The organism is Pseudomonas sp. Leaf129 (assembly GCF_001423465.1).
GTDB classification, from domain to species: domain Bacteria; phylum Pseudomonadota; class Gammaproteobacteria; order Pseudomonadales; family Pseudomonadaceae; genus Aquipseudomonas; species Aquipseudomonas coleopterorum.
Genome location: NZ_LMOC01000010.1, coordinates 362,534 through 376,835, shown reverse-complemented (window position 1 = coordinate 376,835; position 14,302 = coordinate 362,534). Strand labels below are relative to the sequence as shown.

At 62.3% G+C, this 14,302-nt stretch carries 13 protein-coding genes and 1 tRNA gene; 9 read left to right on the top strand and 5 right to left on the bottom strand.

Features of this window, described 5'->3' with window-relative positions; genetic code table 11:
• The first annotated feature begins 26 nt into the window (after positions 1-26).
• Positions 27-839: an HDOD domain-containing protein gene (locus ASF66_RS20390; RefSeq protein WP_056845132.1), complete on the top strand. Its 813-nt coding sequence runs from the start codon at positions 27-29 to the stop codon at positions 837-839.
• On the opposite strand, the gene ASF66_RS20385 is transcribed toward ASF66_RS20390, so the two are convergent.
• Complete coding sequence (locus tag ASF66_RS20385; RefSeq protein ID WP_049860715.1) at positions 836-2,218, bottom strand: sensor histidine kinase; 1,383 nt, start codon at positions 2,216-2,218, stop codon at positions 836-838. The two genes, ASF66_RS20390 and ASF66_RS20385, sit on opposite strands and share 4 nt — an antisense overlap.
• On the bottom strand, positions 2,211-2,882 hold the full coding sequence (locus tag ASF66_RS20380) for a response regulator (RefSeq protein ID WP_049860714.1): 672 nt from the start codon (positions 2,880-2,882) through the stop codon (positions 2,211-2,213). Before ASF66_RS20380 ends, ASF66_RS20385 begins: the two co-directional genes overlap by 8 nt.
• Before the next feature lie 281 nt (positions 2,883-3,163).
• Between ASF66_RS20380 and ASF66_RS20375 the strand changes: the two genes are divergently transcribed.
• The 4 genes from ASF66_RS20375 to ASF66_RS20360 all read left to right on the top strand — a co-directional run bounded on the left by ASF66_RS20375 (position 3,164) and on the right by ASF66_RS20360 (position 7,305).
• On the top strand, positions 3,164-4,147 hold the full coding sequence (locus tag ASF66_RS20375) for a Bug family tripartite tricarboxylate transporter substrate binding protein (RefSeq protein WP_049860713.1): 984 nt from the start codon (positions 3,164-3,166) through the stop codon (positions 4,145-4,147).
• Positions 4,148-4,300: 153 nt separating this feature from the next.
• Positions 4,301-4,759: a tripartite tricarboxylate transporter TctB family protein gene (locus tag ASF66_RS20370; protein ID WP_056845167.1), complete on the top strand. Its 459-nt coding sequence runs from the start codon at positions 4,301-4,303 to the stop codon at positions 4,757-4,759.
• Between the two features lies 1 nt (position 4,760).
• Positions 4,761-6,275 carry a tripartite tricarboxylate transporter permease gene (locus tag ASF66_RS20365; RefSeq protein ID WP_056845131.1) on the top strand — a complete coding sequence of 505 codons (1,515 nt, stop codon included), beginning with the start codon at positions 4,761-4,763 and terminating at the stop codon, positions 6,273-6,275.
• Positions 6,268-7,305, top strand: a complete 1,038-nt coding sequence (locus ASF66_RS20360) for an AbrB family transcriptional regulator (protein WP_056845166.1) — start codon at positions 6,268-6,270, stop codon at positions 7,303-7,305. Before ASF66_RS20365 ends, ASF66_RS20360 begins: the two co-directional genes overlap by 8 nt.
• Here the strand turns inward: ASF66_RS20360 and ung are convergent.
• On the bottom strand, positions 7,302-7,988 hold the full coding sequence (gene ung, locus ASF66_RS20355; protein WP_056845130.1) for a uracil-DNA glycosylase: 687 nt from the start codon (positions 7,986-7,988) through the stop codon (positions 7,302-7,304). The genes ASF66_RS20360 and ung overlap by 4 nt on opposite strands.
• A gap of 158 nt (positions 7,989-8,146) precedes the next feature.
• Between ung and ASF66_RS20350 the strand changes: the two genes are divergently transcribed.
• On the top strand, positions 8,147-9,259 hold the full coding sequence (locus ASF66_RS20350; RefSeq protein ID WP_056845129.1) for an enoyl-CoA hydratase/isomerase family protein: 1,113 nt from the start codon (positions 8,147-8,149) through the stop codon (positions 9,257-9,259).
• A 54-nt stretch (positions 9,260-9,313) separates the two neighbouring features.
• Here the strand turns inward: ASF66_RS20350 and ASF66_RS22245 are convergent, their stop codons facing one another.
• A complete protein-coding gene (locus tag ASF66_RS22245; RefSeq protein ID WP_082484724.1) occupies positions 9,314-9,721 on the bottom strand; it encodes a hypothetical protein in 408 nt (135 codons plus the stop codon).
• Positions 9,722-9,938: 217 nt separating this feature from the next.
• On the opposite strand from ASF66_RS22245, the gene ASF66_RS20345 reads away from it, so the two are divergent.
• The 3 genes from ASF66_RS20345 to ASF66_RS20335 all read left to right on the top strand — a co-directional run bounded on the left by ASF66_RS20345 (position 9,939) and on the right by ASF66_RS20335 (position 11,102).
• Complete coding sequence (locus tag ASF66_RS20345) at positions 9,939-10,163, top strand: cysteine-rich CWC family protein (protein ID WP_056845128.1); 225 nt, start codon at positions 9,939-9,941, stop codon at positions 10,161-10,163.
• A gap of 7 nt (positions 10,164-10,170) precedes the next feature.
• Positions 10,171-10,863: a pseudouridine synthase gene (locus ASF66_RS20340; protein WP_056845127.1), complete on the top strand. Its 693-nt coding sequence runs from the start codon at positions 10,171-10,173 to the stop codon at positions 10,861-10,863.
• A gap of 165 nt (positions 10,864-11,028) precedes the next feature.
• A tRNA-Gly gene (locus ASF66_RS20335) sits at positions 11,029-11,102 on the top strand.
• Positions 11,103-11,901: 799 nt separating this feature from the next.
• Here the strand turns inward: ASF66_RS20335 and ASF66_RS20330 are convergent.
• A complete protein-coding gene (locus ASF66_RS20330; protein ID WP_056845126.1) occupies positions 11,902-14,283 on the bottom strand; it encodes a hypothetical protein in 2,382 nt (793 codons plus the stop codon).
• Between the last annotated feature and the right edge of the window lie 19 nt (positions 14,284-14,302).

The window sequence follows — 14,302 nt, the reverse complement described above, 5'->3', positions numbered from 1 at the left end:
CTACCACCGCGATGCCGAGGCGCCGAATGAACCAGCTGGCAGATACAGTACAACGCGACTTGCTGGCCGCCATCGAGCGAGACGACCTGGTTTTGCCGACCATGCCGGAAGTGGCCATCAAAATCCGCGAAGCGGCGGAGGACGACAACGTCAGCGTCAATCGCCTCAGCCAGGTCATCGGCCAGGACGCGGCGCTCTCGGCGCGTCTGCTCAAGGTGGTCAACAGCCCGCTGCTGCGGGCCAGCTTCGAAGTGACCGACGTGCGCACGGCGATCAATCGCCTGGGTGTCAACTACAGCAGCAACCTGGCCATCGGTCTGGTGATCGAGCAGATTTTCCATGCCCGCGCCCCTGCCGTGCAGAGCCGGATGCGTGAGGCCTGGCGAACCAGCCTGGAAGTGGCCGGCATGTGCACCGAACTGGCGCGGCGCTTCACATCGCTCAAGCCTGACCGCGCCGCCCTCGCCGGCCTGGTGCACCAGATCGGCGTACTGCCGATCCTGACCTACGCCCAAGAGCACAACGAGCTGCTCTCGGACCCTGTTTGCCTCAGCCACGTCATCGAGCACATCCACCCACAGATTGGCGACCGCATTCTGCGCAAGTGGGACTTCCCGGCGATACTGGCGAAGGTGCCCGGCCAGTTCCTGGATCTGAACCGGGACAACACGGAAACCGATTACGGCGACCTGGTGATGATCGCCACCCTGCTGCGCCTGCCGCATAACACCGGCCTGCCGACCCTGGTCGAACACCCGGCGTATCGACGCCTGGAGATCAAGCAGAGCCCGGTGCTGCTGGCCAGTGACTTGATGCACGCACAGACGCTGCTCAGCTAGAGCGGAAAGTCGACACGCACTTTCAAACCGCCTCGGGCGCCATCGTGCAGGCTGATCCGCGCCATGTGGGCGCGACAGATCTCGCCGACGATCGCCAGGCCCAGTCCGGTACCGGCGCTGTGCGGGTTGCGCCGATAGAAACGCTCGAACACGCGATCGCGCTCATCTGCCGGAATACCCGGCCCGTCGTCCTCCACTTCGAGGATGCCGGGGGCCAGCACGCGCAGGATGACGTTGCCGCCGGCCGGGGTGTGGGCCAGGGCGTTGTCCACCAGGTTGCTGAGCAATTCGTTGAGCAACGTCGGCTCGCCGCGCAGCCAGATCGGCTGGTCGGCCTCCAGTGCCAAGGCTACCCCCCGGCCATGAGCCAAAGGCGCCATGGCCATGCCCAGCTCGCGGGCCAGCTGGCTCAGGTCCAGACGCTGGGCGCCGCCTTCGGCAATGGCCCGGGCGCCGTTCTCGACCCTGGCCAGGGACAGCAACTGGTTGGCCAGGTGGGTCAGCTTGTCGGTGCCCTGCACCGCTTCCTGCAACGTGGTCCGCCAGACCTCCGGCTGTTCGGCACGTAGGCCCAGTTCGACGCGCGCCTTGAGTGCCGCCAGGGGCGTGCGCAACTCATGGGCGGCATCGGCGATGAACTGCGCCTGACGCTCGAACTGAACGCGCAGACGTTCGGTGAAATGGTTGAGCGCCTGCACCAGCGGCCACAGCTCGCGCTGCACCTCCACCAGCGGCAAGGGGCGCAGGTCATCGGGCTGACGGTCCTCGACTTCGTCGCGCAGCCGCTCCAATGGCCGCAACGCGGCGCTGACCGTGATCCACACCAGCAGCAACGCGCCGATTCCCAGCATGCCCAGGCGCAACAAGGTGTCGGCCATCAGGCTGCGGGCCATGGAGACACGCGCCTCTTCGGTCTCGGCCACGCGAATTTCCGCCATGCCGATCATGTTTGGCTCGCTGACGGCCTTGAGCAGGCTGACCACGCGCACGTCCTGGCCCAGGTAGCGACCGCTGTAGAAGGTGGCCAGGGCCGGATAATCGTCCGTGCGTGGCGTGCCCTTGGGCGGCGCCGGCAGGTTTTCGTAGCCGGAGATCAGTTTGTTGTCGATGTCGTTGACCTGGTAATAGATACGTCCGGCGCTGTCGTAGGCGAAGGTATCCAGCGCCACGTAGGGCACGTCTGCGCTGAGTGTGCCATCGCGCTGGGACAGCCCGGCGGCGATGGTACGCGCCGACGCCAGCAGGGTCCGGTCATAGGCCGTGTCGGCCGCTTCGCGCCCGTTCCAGTAGGCACTCAGGCCGCTGGCCAGCATGAGGAAGACCAGCAGCATCGCGAGGTTCCACAGCAACCGCCAACGCAGGCTGCTGACCTCACGCATCGCGGCTTTCCAACAGGTAGCCCAGACCCCGGAAAGTGACGATGGCGATCGGCTGCTTGTCGAGCTTCTTGCGCAGGCGGTGCACGTAGATCTCGATGGCGTCGGCACTGGCCTCTTCGTCCAGCCCGAACACTTGGGCCGCCAACTGCTCCTTGCTCATCACCCGTCCTGGCCGGGCGATCAGCGCTTCGAGCACCGCCTGCTCGCGGGAGGTCAGGGTCAGCAGCTCCTTGCCCAGGGTGAAGCGGCGCGTATCCAGATCGTAGGCCAGCGGACCGCAGCGCTGCTGCCGCTCTCCTCCAAGCACGGTGCGCCGCAGCAGCGCCTTGACCCGGGCTTCGAGTTCGGTGAGTTCGAACGGCTTGGCCAGGTAGTCGTCGGCGCCCAGGTTCAGACCATGGACGCGGTCCTTGACGTCGCTGCGCGCGGTGAGCATCAACACCGGCAGGTTCTTGCCCCGCGCCCGCAGGCGCGCCAGCACCTCGAAACCATCGAGCCTGGGTAGGCCGACATCCAATATGGCGGCAGCGTATTCCTCGCTGGCCAGGGCCAGGTCCGCAGCCACGCCGTCGTGCAGCACATCGACGGTCAGGCCGGTGGCCTTCAGCGCCTGGGCGACACTTTCGGCCAACTGCAGGTGATCTTCTACAAGCAGGACACGCATCGGTATTCCTCACGGCCAATCTTTTTCAGGTCGAGATGATGCCGCCGCAGTCCGGTGCTGGCTGCCACCGAAACTTTGCGCGAACGGCTCATCAAGCGCTTTATGGGCCCGAGTTTACAGGGCCTCGCCGCACTGTGAAGCAGTCTTGGCAGATTGGCAGCCACTGAAAGCTTGGTGAAAGGTTCGCGACATATGGTTTCAGCAAGGCGGGTACCGAGAGACCGGCCACGCAAACGTCACCGTACGTTTTCGATAACAAGAACAACAATGGAGAAACACCCATGATCCGCGCCATGCGTCCGCTTGCCCTGGCCGTCAGCTGCCTGTTCATCAGTGCCCCGCTGCTCGCCCAGGAAGAACCCAAACGTCCTGAATGCATTGCCCCAGCCTCGCCTGGCGGTGGCTTCGATTTGACCTGCAAACTCGCTCAAAGCGCGCTGGTCAACGAGAAACTGCTGTCCAAGCCCATGCGTGTGACCTACATGCCTGGCGGCGTCGGTGCCGTGGCTTACAACGCCGTGGTGGCCCAGCGTCCGGCCGATGCGGGAACCCTGGTGGCCTGGTCCAGCGGCTCGCTGCTGAACCTGGCTCAAGGCAAGTTCGGTCGTTTCGACGAAAGCGCCGTGCGCTGGCTGGCGGCGGTCGGTACCAGCTATGGCGCCATCGCGGTCAAGAACGACTCGCCGTACAAGACCCTGGATGACCTGGTCAAGGCGCTCAAGGCCGATCCGAGCAAGGTGGTGATCGGCTCCGGCGGCACCGTCGGCAGCCAGGACTGGATGCAGACCGCGCTGATCGCCAAGGCCGCCGGGATCAACCCACGCGACCTGCGCTACGTGGCCCTGGAAGGTGGCGGCGAAATCGCCACGGCCCTGCTCGGCGGCCACATCCAGGTGGGCAGCACCGACATCTCCGACTCCATGCCGCACATCCTCAGCGGCGACATGCGGCTGCTCGCGGTGTTCTCCGACAAGCGTCTGGACGAGCCGGAAATGAAGGACATCCCGACCGCCAAGGAACAGGGCTACGACATTGTCTGGCCGGTGGTGCGCGGCTTCTACCTCGGGCCGAAAGTGACCGACGCGGAATACGACTGGTGGAAAGCGGCGTTCGACAAGCTGCTGGCATCCGAAGAGTTCGCCAAGCTGCGTGACCAGCGCGAGCTGTTCCCGTTCGCCATGACCGGGCCGGAGCTGGATACCTACGTGAAGAAACAGGTGGCCGAGTACAAGACCCTGGCCAAGGAATTCGGGCTGGTTCAGTAATCGGGCTGGGCCTTGTGATGCCTCTTCGCGGGCAGAGACCCGCTCCCACAGGCGTACATATCTTGAACCCCTGTGGGAGCGGGTCTCTGCCCGCGAAGGCTTTGTCCCTGATACCACCACCTTCACTCTTCACGAAGGAACATGACCATGATCATGATCGTTCAACGGCTTTTCGCCCTGCTGTTGCTGCTCGTCTGTGCCGGTCTGGCGCTGATGGCCTGGCCGTATCAGGCGCCCTTTTCCTATGAGCCGGTCGGCCCGCGTGCCTACCCGCTGCTGATGCTGGGCCTGATGAGCCTGGCCTTGCTGTACCTGGTGTTTCGTCCCACTCCGATCGTGCACAGCGAGGAAGAACCGCCGCTGGACCGTCCGACCCTGAAGAAGATCGCCATGTGCATCGGCCTGTTGCTGGTGTTCGCCGGGATGTTCGAACCCCTGGGCTTCATTCTCAGCAGCATCCTGATCGGCATTCCGATGGCCCTGCTGTACGGCGGCCGCGCAGTGCCCAGCGTGATCATCATCACCTTGATGAGCATCGGCCTGTACGTGCTCTTCGATAAAGTCATGGACGTGCCGCTGCCCCTGGGCCTGCTCAGCGTTCTGGAGAACTGACATGGATACTCTTGGCTACCTGGGTCAGGGCTTCGGCGTTGCACTGACCCCTTACAACCTGATCACCGCCCTGTCGGGCACCCTGATCGGCACCGTGGTCGGCCTGCTGCCGGGCCTGGGACCGATCAACGGTGTCGCCCTGCTCATCCCGATCGCCTTCGCCCTGGGCCTGCCGCCGGAATCGGCACTGATCCTGCTGGCGGCGGTGTACCTGGGCTGCGAATACGGCGGTCGCATCAGCTCGATCCTGCTCAACATCCCCGGCGAAGCATCGACCGTGATGACCACTCTGGACGGCTATCCGATGGCCCGCCAGGGTCTGGCCGGCGTTGCGCTGTCGTTGTCCGCGTGGAGCTCGTTCATCGGTGCATTCATTGCCACCTGCGGCATGGTCATGTTTGCCCCGATCCTGGCCAAATGGGCGATCGCCTTCGGCCCGGCGGAGTATTTCGTGCTGATGGTGTTCGCCATCGTCTGTCTGGGCGGCATGGCCGGTGACCGGCCGCTGAAGACGTTCATCGCGGCGTTGATCGGCCTGTTCCTGTCCAGTGTCGGCATCGACGCCAACAGCGGCGTGTACCGCTTCACCGGCGACAACATCCACCTGGCCGACGGTATCCAATTCGTGGTGCTGGTGCTGGGCCTGTTCTCGATCAGTGAAATCCTCCTGCTGCTGGAAAAGACTCACCACGGCAGCGTGGCCGTCACGGCCACCGGGCGCATGATGTTCAACCTCAAGGAAGCCGCATCGGTGTTCTGGGTGAACATCCGCTGCGGCGTGCTGGGCTTCATCATGGGCGTATTGCCCGGTGCCGGCGCCACCTTGGCCAGCGCCGTGGCCTACACCACCGAGAAGCGCCTGGCCGGTGCCAGCGGCAAGTTCGGCCAAGGTGACAAGCGTGGCCTGGCCGCGCCGGAAACCGCCATCGGCGCCACCGCCTGTGGCGCGCTGGTGCCGATGCTGACCTTGGGCGTACCGGGTTCGGGCACCACCGCGGTGATGATCGGCGCCCTGTCGCTGTACAACATCACGCCCGGCCCACTGCTGTTCCAACAGCAGCCGGACATCGTCTGGGGCCTGATCGCTTCGCTGTTCATCGCCAACATCATGCTGGTGATCCTGAACATCCCGATGATCCGCATCTTCACCAAGATCCTCGCCGTGCCGAACTGGGCACTGGTGCCGGTGATCGCCATCATCACCGGGATCGGCGTATATGCCGTGCACGCGACCACCTTCGACCTGTTCCTGATGATCGGCATCGGCATCTTCGGCTACATCCTGCGCAAGCTGGACTTCCCGCTGTCGCCGGTCCTGCTCGGGTTCATCCTGGGCGGCCTGATGGAGCAGAACCTGCGCCGTGCGCTGTCGATCTCCAACGGTGAGCTGCAGATTCTCTGGGGCAGCCCGATCACCGCCGGTGTTTGGGTCCTGACCGTTCTGATGCTGCTGTTGCCCGTGGTTCGCATCTGGCGCAAACGTGCCGCCCTGCGTCGTGCCGCTGCCGATGCTTGATCGGTTCCTGCACAGCTGGTGGGGTACACCCTTCGTCGGTCTGGCTGGCGGTTACCTCGCCAGCCTGATCGGTTGGCCACTGCCTTGGATGATCGGCTCGTTGCTGGCGATCATCCTGGTGCGTTGCCTGACACCCTGGCAACTGGCGGAAATACCCAACGGCCGCAAGCTCGGCCAATGGATCGTCGGTATAGGGATTGGCCTGCACTTCACCCCGTTGGTGATGGAACAGGTAGCGGGCCATTTCGGCCCGATTTTTTTTGGTGCGCTGATCACCAGCGTGTCCAGTGCCGTAGGCGTGTGGCTGATGCTGCGCACCGGTGAAGACCGGCCTACGGCTTTCTTTTCGAGCATGCCGGGCGGGTCCGGCGAGATGGTCAACCTGGGCGCGCGCAACGGCGCCGACCTCAGCCGCGTCGCGGCCGGGCAAAGCCTGCGGGTGCTGGCGGTGGTGCTGTGCGTGCCGGCGCTGTTCAAGTTCCTGCTCGGCGAAGGCACGCCGATCAGCCACGAAGGGGCTGTCGACTGGGCCTGGCTGGCGCTGATTTTCCCGCTCGCGGGCCTGGCCGCCTGGATCTGGCAACGTTTGAACCAGCCCAACCCCTGGCTGTTCGGCCCCCTGCTGGTGAGTGCCGCCATGAGCGTGAGTTTCGACTTGCACATCGGCCTGCCCGACGGCGGCAGCCAGATCGGCCAGTGGCTGATCGGCAGCGGCCTGGGCTGCCACTTCAACCGAGCGTTCTTCCGTCGAGCACCATCGTTCCTGGCTCGCACGCTGGTCAGCACCGCCCTGACCATGGCCATCGCCGCGGGCTGCGCGCTGGCCTTGAGCGCCCTGACCCATCTGGACCTGCGCTCGCTGACGTTGGGCATGATGCCCGGCGGCATCGCCGAGATGAGCCTGACCGCCGAGGTGCTGCAACTGTCGGTCCCGCTGGTGACGGCGATGCAGGTGATGCGTCTGCTGTTCGTGCTGTTTCTGGCCGAGCCGCTGTTTCGCCAGTGGCAGAAACGTCGACCGGTGTCCTAGGGCAGGCGCCAGTCGATGGGGGTCAGGCCGTTCTGCTCCAGGAACTTGTTGGCGCGGCTGAAATGGCCGTTGCCGATGAAGCCCTTGTGCGCCGACAACGGCGAAGGGTGCACAGACGTCAGCACCAGGTGCTTGCTGTTGTCGATCAACTTCTGCTTGCTCTGCGCATGGGCGCCCCAGAGCATGAAGACCACGCTGGACTGATGCTCGCTGACCACTTCGATGATGCGGTCGGTGAACGGTTGCCAGCCTTTCTTGGCGTGGGAGGCGGCATTCGCCCGCTCCACCGTCATGGTGGTGTTGAGCAGCAAGACACCCTGCTCCGCCCAGCTTTGCAGATAGCCGTGCTTGGGAATGTCGATGTTCAGGTCGCGCTTGAGCTCTTTGTAAATGTTCACCAGCGACGGCGGCGTGGGAATTCCCGGCTGCACCGAAAAGCACAGGCCATGGGCCTGGCCCGGACCGTGATAGGGATCCTGACCGAGGATGACGACTTTCACCTGATCCAGCGGCGTGGTGTTCAGTGCGTTGAAAATCATCGGCCCGGGCGGATAGATCTCTTTGCCCTGCGCATGTTCTTCACGCAGGAATTCACGCAACTGCGCCATGTAGGGCTTGTCGAATTCCTCACGCAGTGCAGCTTTCCAGCTAGGCTCGAGTTTGATGCGGTCGTCTGTACTCATTTATCACCAGAAATCAGTAGGCAGCAGAAATCAGTGGGCGGACGGTAGGAAAGCGAACCCGGAAAGTCAAATCCAGACACAATCGCGCACTGCAACCCTACGTTGGCCATTTGCGGTCTTCGTCCCCCCCGCCACCGCCCTTTCGATGCGAGGTCAGGATGGATTTGAATTTCGAAGAACTCAGCGCCGGCAATGGCGCACGTATCGGCGTCGTCTCCCTGAATGCGGAGAAGACGCTCAATGCTCTGACCTTGCCGATGCTCGAAGCGCTCGCGGGAAAATTCGATGCCTGGGCGCAGGACGATCGCGTGGTGTGCGTCGTGCTGCGCGGTGAGGGCGAAAAAGCCTTCTGCGCCGGTGGCGATGTGCGCAGCCTGGTCCAGGCCTGCCGTGCACACCCCGGCGAAGTGCCTGACCTGGCCGCGCGCTTCTTCGCTGCCGAATACCGCTTCGACTACCGCCTGCACACCTACCCCAAACCGGTGATCTGCTGGGGCCACGGCTATGTACTGGGCGGCGGGATGGGCCTGCTGCAAGCCTCGAGCATCCGCATCGTCACGCCGAGCAGCCGCCTGGCCATGCCGGAGATCACCATCGGCCTGTACCCGGACGTCGGTGCCAGCACGTTCTTGTCACGCATGCCGGGCAAGCTCGGCCTGTTTCTGGGCCTGACCGGCGCGCAGATCAACGCGCGCGACGCTCTGGACCTCGACCTGGCCGACCGCTCCCTGCGCGATGACCAATACGAAGACTTGCTCGACGGCCTGCTGCAGCTCAACTGGCAGGAGCAGACCGCCATGCAGTTGAACAGCCTGCTCAAGGCCCTCGAACACGATGCGCGCGACACCGTGCCCGCCGCGCAATGGCTACCCCGCCGCGCGGCCATTGACGCGCAGTTGGATGTCAGCGACGCGCCAGCGGCCTGGCACGCGCTGGTGCAATGGCAGCAGCACGACGACCCGTTGCTGGCCAAGGCCGCCGGCAACCTGGCAAAAGGCTGCCCACTGACGGCCCATCTGATCTGGGCCCAGTTGGCCCGCGCTCGGTATCTGTCGCTGGCCCAGGTGTTCCAGATGGAATACAGCCTGAGCCTGAACTGCTGCCGCCACCCCGAATTCAGCGAAGGCGTGCGCGCTCGTCTGATCGACAAGGACAACCAGCCGCACTGGCACTGGCCTGACGTCGACCATGTGCCACAGGCGGTGGTCGAGGCGCATTTCGGCAAGGCCTGGGAGGGCCGTCATCCATTGGCGGACCTGTGCGACTACTGAAGGCGATCTGCCCGTAACAACGAAAAACGGCGCCCCTTAGGGCGCCGTTGCAGGCTAGTGCCGACCGCCGCGGCCGGGGCCCCGACCAGGACCCCGGTCCGGACCTCGACCGCGGTTCCAATCCTGACCGTAATGGCGCGGCGGACCGTCACGCCACCTGGCATCGGGACCGCGGCCGGGTCCGAATCCAGGCCGGTAGTTCGGTGGCGGTGGACCGAAGTAGCGCGGCGGCGGTACTGCGTAGTAACGAGGCGCGGAGTAGTAACGCGGTCCTTCGTAGTACCGTGGCGCCGGCGTCACGTAATGACCGCTGCTGTAGGGCTGGCTGTACGGGTAGTAGCCAGCACGCGGCGCGCTGTCCACGGAATAGACTTCGGTGCGGTAGTAACCTCCCCCTCCATAGGGCACACAGGCACTTGTCGACAAGGCCAATACCACGATCAAAAGAGCTCTAAGGGACATAAGCGGCCTCCTGGACCGCGAGAGGGATCGAACCAGCACGACTGGTCGGTACCCGGAACATTGGTTCTGGGCATAACTCAGACACCCGGAAAGATACTGCATTTCACTCGGCAATAAATTGATACAAAGCCTCATCCAAGGGTGCCCGCCGGCGTCATTCGCCGCCGTATCCCCTGCTGCCGTAGAATGCGGGCACTCATCGCTGCATGGATCGCCCATGACCACCCCCGCGTCACTTGCCAGCCACCTCTGCCCAGCCTGCGGAAGCCGCAACGACTGCACCCTGGCCGATTCAAAGACCGCCGCCCAGCCCTGCTGGTGCTACTCGGTGAGCATCGATCCCGCAGTACTGCAGGCCTTGCCCGAGCACCTGCGCAACGCCGCCTGCCTGTGCCCTCGCTGCGCTCAAGTGAGTGAGCAACTGTCGGCATCGAGGGCGTAACGCCGCCATGCGCCTGGACCGATTTCTTTCCAATCTCGAACGTTTCAACCGAAAACAGGTGCGCCTGGCCCTGATCGCAGGCCGCATCCAGGTCGACGGCCGCGTGGTACGCGACCCGCTGCACGCCGTCACCGAATTCAGCGAAGTCCGCCTCGACCACGAGTTGCTGCAGGCTGGCCATCCCGCCCGCTACCTGATGCTGCACAAACCACCCGGCTGCGTCAGCGCCACCCAGGACCCGCAGCACCGCACCGTCCTGGACCTGATCGAATTGCCGGACAAGGATCAACTGCACATTGCCGGTCGACTGGATTTCAACACCACCGGGCTGATGATCCTGACCAACGACGGGCAATGGTCACGCCGCCTCACTCAACCGACCACCAAACTGCCCAAGGTCTACCGGGTTGAAACCGAGCAGGTCATCGAACCCCATTACATCGAAACCTTCGCGCAAGGCATCTACTTCGCCTTCGAAGACCTCACCACCCTGCCCGCCCACCTCGACATCCTCGGCCCGCGCCTGGCGCGCCTGAGCATCGTCGAAGGGCGCTACCATCAGGTGAAGCGGATGTTCGGGTACTTCCAGAACAAGGTGTTCAAACTGCACCGCGAACGCATGGGCGAACTGGTGCTGGACGAAAGCCTGCAACCCGGCCAATACCGCAGCCTGAGCGCGGAGGAAATCGGTCTGGTTTAAGGGGGATCGAGCAGAGAAACGAAAATTAGCGCTTCAAATTGCAGGGCGCTTCTGGTACAAAGTCAGCCGCCCGGAGCAGGTGTCGAAAGACGCATCGCACCGAGGTGGCCAAGCTGGCAATCGGGTTCGCAATGAACGGCCAGCGGCACGGAAACAATGCGTCATGCGGGTATAGTTTAGTGGCAAAACGAAAGCTTCCCAAGCTTTAGTTGAGGGTTCGATTCCCTCTACCCGCTCCACCTTCCAGCCAATGATTCCGGGCATTTCAGCCAATTTTTCCCTAGCGGCTAAGCCAATCAAAACCTTCTCGCAGCGTGACCATCAGCTCCCCCGAAAGCGCCGGAAATTTGGTGCACGGTCGACTCCCTCGTCACGGCCTCTTGTCTGACCCGCGCTTCCCCTTCGATTACTCAATAAAACGCTAAAACGCTCATTCTGCCGACATGCCAGCAGAGCTTGAACGGCGCACCCAAACATCCTGAAAGCCAGATCACGCAGGGTGGGTGAACGGACTGGCTATTCCACTCGCCACCCAGCCGACCTGACAAAAACCGAAACCAAGAGCCTCTACTACATCCGGAGCCGTAGCCGAACCGAGCCTCATACGTCCGTTGCTCGACTTGCTGCTTTTTCGCGTTCGCGCTTGCGGAATCTCATTACGAAGCTTCTATCAATTAGCTCATCGACGTCCCAACTCAAGTGCACAGTTGACCAGAGATGCCATTGCGCTATCGGACAGTGAAAAGTTATTCGGAATTCATCCGTGACGCCTCACTCGGTTTACAGCGAGTGAGGCTTCAAAAGCTTTCAAGAAGTCCGCAAGTCCAGGACGACGCCCTTCTGTTGCTGCAACCGCAGTTGAGTCGTTAGCAACTGTAACCGCCTTAACAGCATCGGCACCAACCGCAGCTATAAATTCGCTAATTGATGGCCAGTACTTCAGATCAAACTGGTCAGTCAGCATCAGTTCTTGTGTTGTATTGATGATACTATTCTCTCAAGTACACCGGTCTAACAGTCGCCTCTCTGCCCCCCGCACTATCCTTCTGTAGGCAACGTCAAAAATAACGCCGACGTCCAGATACGCGACTGATCACGTTGCCGTGCACAGATGAACAACGGATGTTCGCGTCCTGCCTGCAGATGCAGATCCGATATCTTTAGATCCCCTTGAATCTCTCGCGGCAGAGTCAGGGCAGTCATGCGGTCTAACGATAATTTCAGCTCTGCCCCGGGTAGGTCTACAACGTGCTGCCCCTGAGCTAACAAATCATCGCCGGTCACTACCACTTCAACACTGGGAGCATGCACAAAGGCTTCCGGGTTTGCTGGGTCACCCACCTTTGTGTAGTTGTCGATTCGGCTGCGAACTTCCACACGCGCACCAGCCAACTGGGACAGCTCAATTTCGATGCTGTCGGTGTCACCGTTGGTGTCAGTGCGGAACGCAAGACTGGTCGAATCCTGACGCCATACCGTCTGTTCGGGGTGATCCAGGCCACAGGCATCGAAATGCTTGATGACCGCGCTAGTCACGCGAATTTCACCAGTCCAATAGGCTCCGCGGTAACGATCCTTGATGCGCGCGCCGCCCAGACGCAAGCGAATACGCTGGCTGCTGAAACCGAGTTCTTCATGCAGGTTGCGCGACCAGATCAATTGCTCTCCATCGAACAGATCGATCTGTTCCCACCCGCTTTCACCGAGCAGACGGTAGTCGAGGCTGGCATCTTCCGAGGCGGTGAACACTTCGCCCATCAGATGCTCGCCAGAGCTGAGGCTGGCAAACGAACGCTCGCCAGTGGTGGCGAAAGTGCGACGGGCGCGCAGGGCCTGGCCGACGCTTTTGCGATCAAAGCCTGCCGACAATACGCCGGTCAGCCCGCCTCGGGAGCCAAATACTGCGGTAGCAGGCACGCCACCACCGCAACGCCCCTGATGCTCATCGCTATTGGCGGCTGCACCCACTTGATAACCACGCTGCAAAGCTTCGGCATATACCCAGTGGAACTGCCCCCATGCCGAGCCGACTTCAATCAAACGCTCAAGGGCAGGATGATGCCAGTCCAGGTTGCAACGCCGCCCACCCACGTGGGGCATCATCAAATGCCCTTCCGGATCCTTGGCATAAGCTGCGTATAGCTCATCCACCGGCCAGGCTCCTGGCTTAATGGTACCCGCAGTGAACTCGTTCCACTCGAAAGAGCGAACCAGACGGCCTTGATCATCGAAGGGGAACTCAGGTTTGCGATCATGCAAGAACACTACATTGCGGTCGCCGCCAGCACAGGAGTTGCCACACCACTCAGTCCCCGGATAGCAGACGAACCGTCCCGGCTCATTCAATTCATGAATCAGTTTGACCGCTTGATCCCAGCGCTGCTCGGTGATGTTGAAGTCATTGGCGGTGTAACCCAGCACGTCCAGACCTGCGACATCCCGACCATAGCTCAGGTTGTAAAGGGTGTCGTTGGTGCCGACGGTATCATCGGAATGCACATGCAGGTCGGCATAGAGTGGGCGGAGACCGGCGCCCTGCGGGTCAACGTTGATGAACGCCTGGGCAGGTCGCACACGGGCGTCAGTGACATGCGCACGCAGCTGCCACTCGCCGGTTTCACTCAAGCGCAGCGCAGGCAACCGCACCACGGCCCAGCCCTCGCTGGCGAGCGTGAACGCAATGTCGCGCTCGGCCCCGTCAGGAGAAACCAGTAGCAGACGGCCCTCTAACGGCAACTGCCGGCAGGTGTTACCCCAGGCATCGTCGACCCGCAGTAAAACATCAAAAGCCTCTTCTCTACTGACCAGTCGCGGCGCAATGACCTGCAACTGACTCGCGACACCCGGAACGATATCCCAGAGCAGATCACCTGGAACTTCGGCAAATTTCGAACTGCCTAGTGGGTCGATGAAAAGGCGCAACCGGAAGTCTTTTTCGACAAAGCTCTGCACCCGAGTGCCCGCCCCGCCCTGACGACGATCACCGAGGCGAATGACAATACGATCCCCGGGATTCAGATAGCCGTCGATGATGTCGATGATGATCGCCTTCTGAAACGGCCGCTCATGCCCCTTCTGATCAAAGCGCACCTTCAGGTACTGCACGGTGGCCTGACTCTGCCCCGGCACTAAATCGCCTGCCTGATACTCGGCACTGACATAGTTGGGCCCCAACGGATTGGACGTTTGAAACAATGCCCAATCGGAATAGAACTTGAACGCCAGCTTCAACCAGGCACCATCCGCCAGCCCGCTGGCACCCACCTCGTAGGTCAACGTGATCTCGTCCCACTGTCCGGCCACCAGCGTTTGTCGGTCGCCGCTGATACTGCCAAGAAACGGCCGGGCCTTGTTGCGCTCATACAGGCCAATTGGCGCGGTGTATTCACCAGCGTCGCGTGGGTCGAAGGAAGTCGTCAAAATGCACCTCGTGGGAATC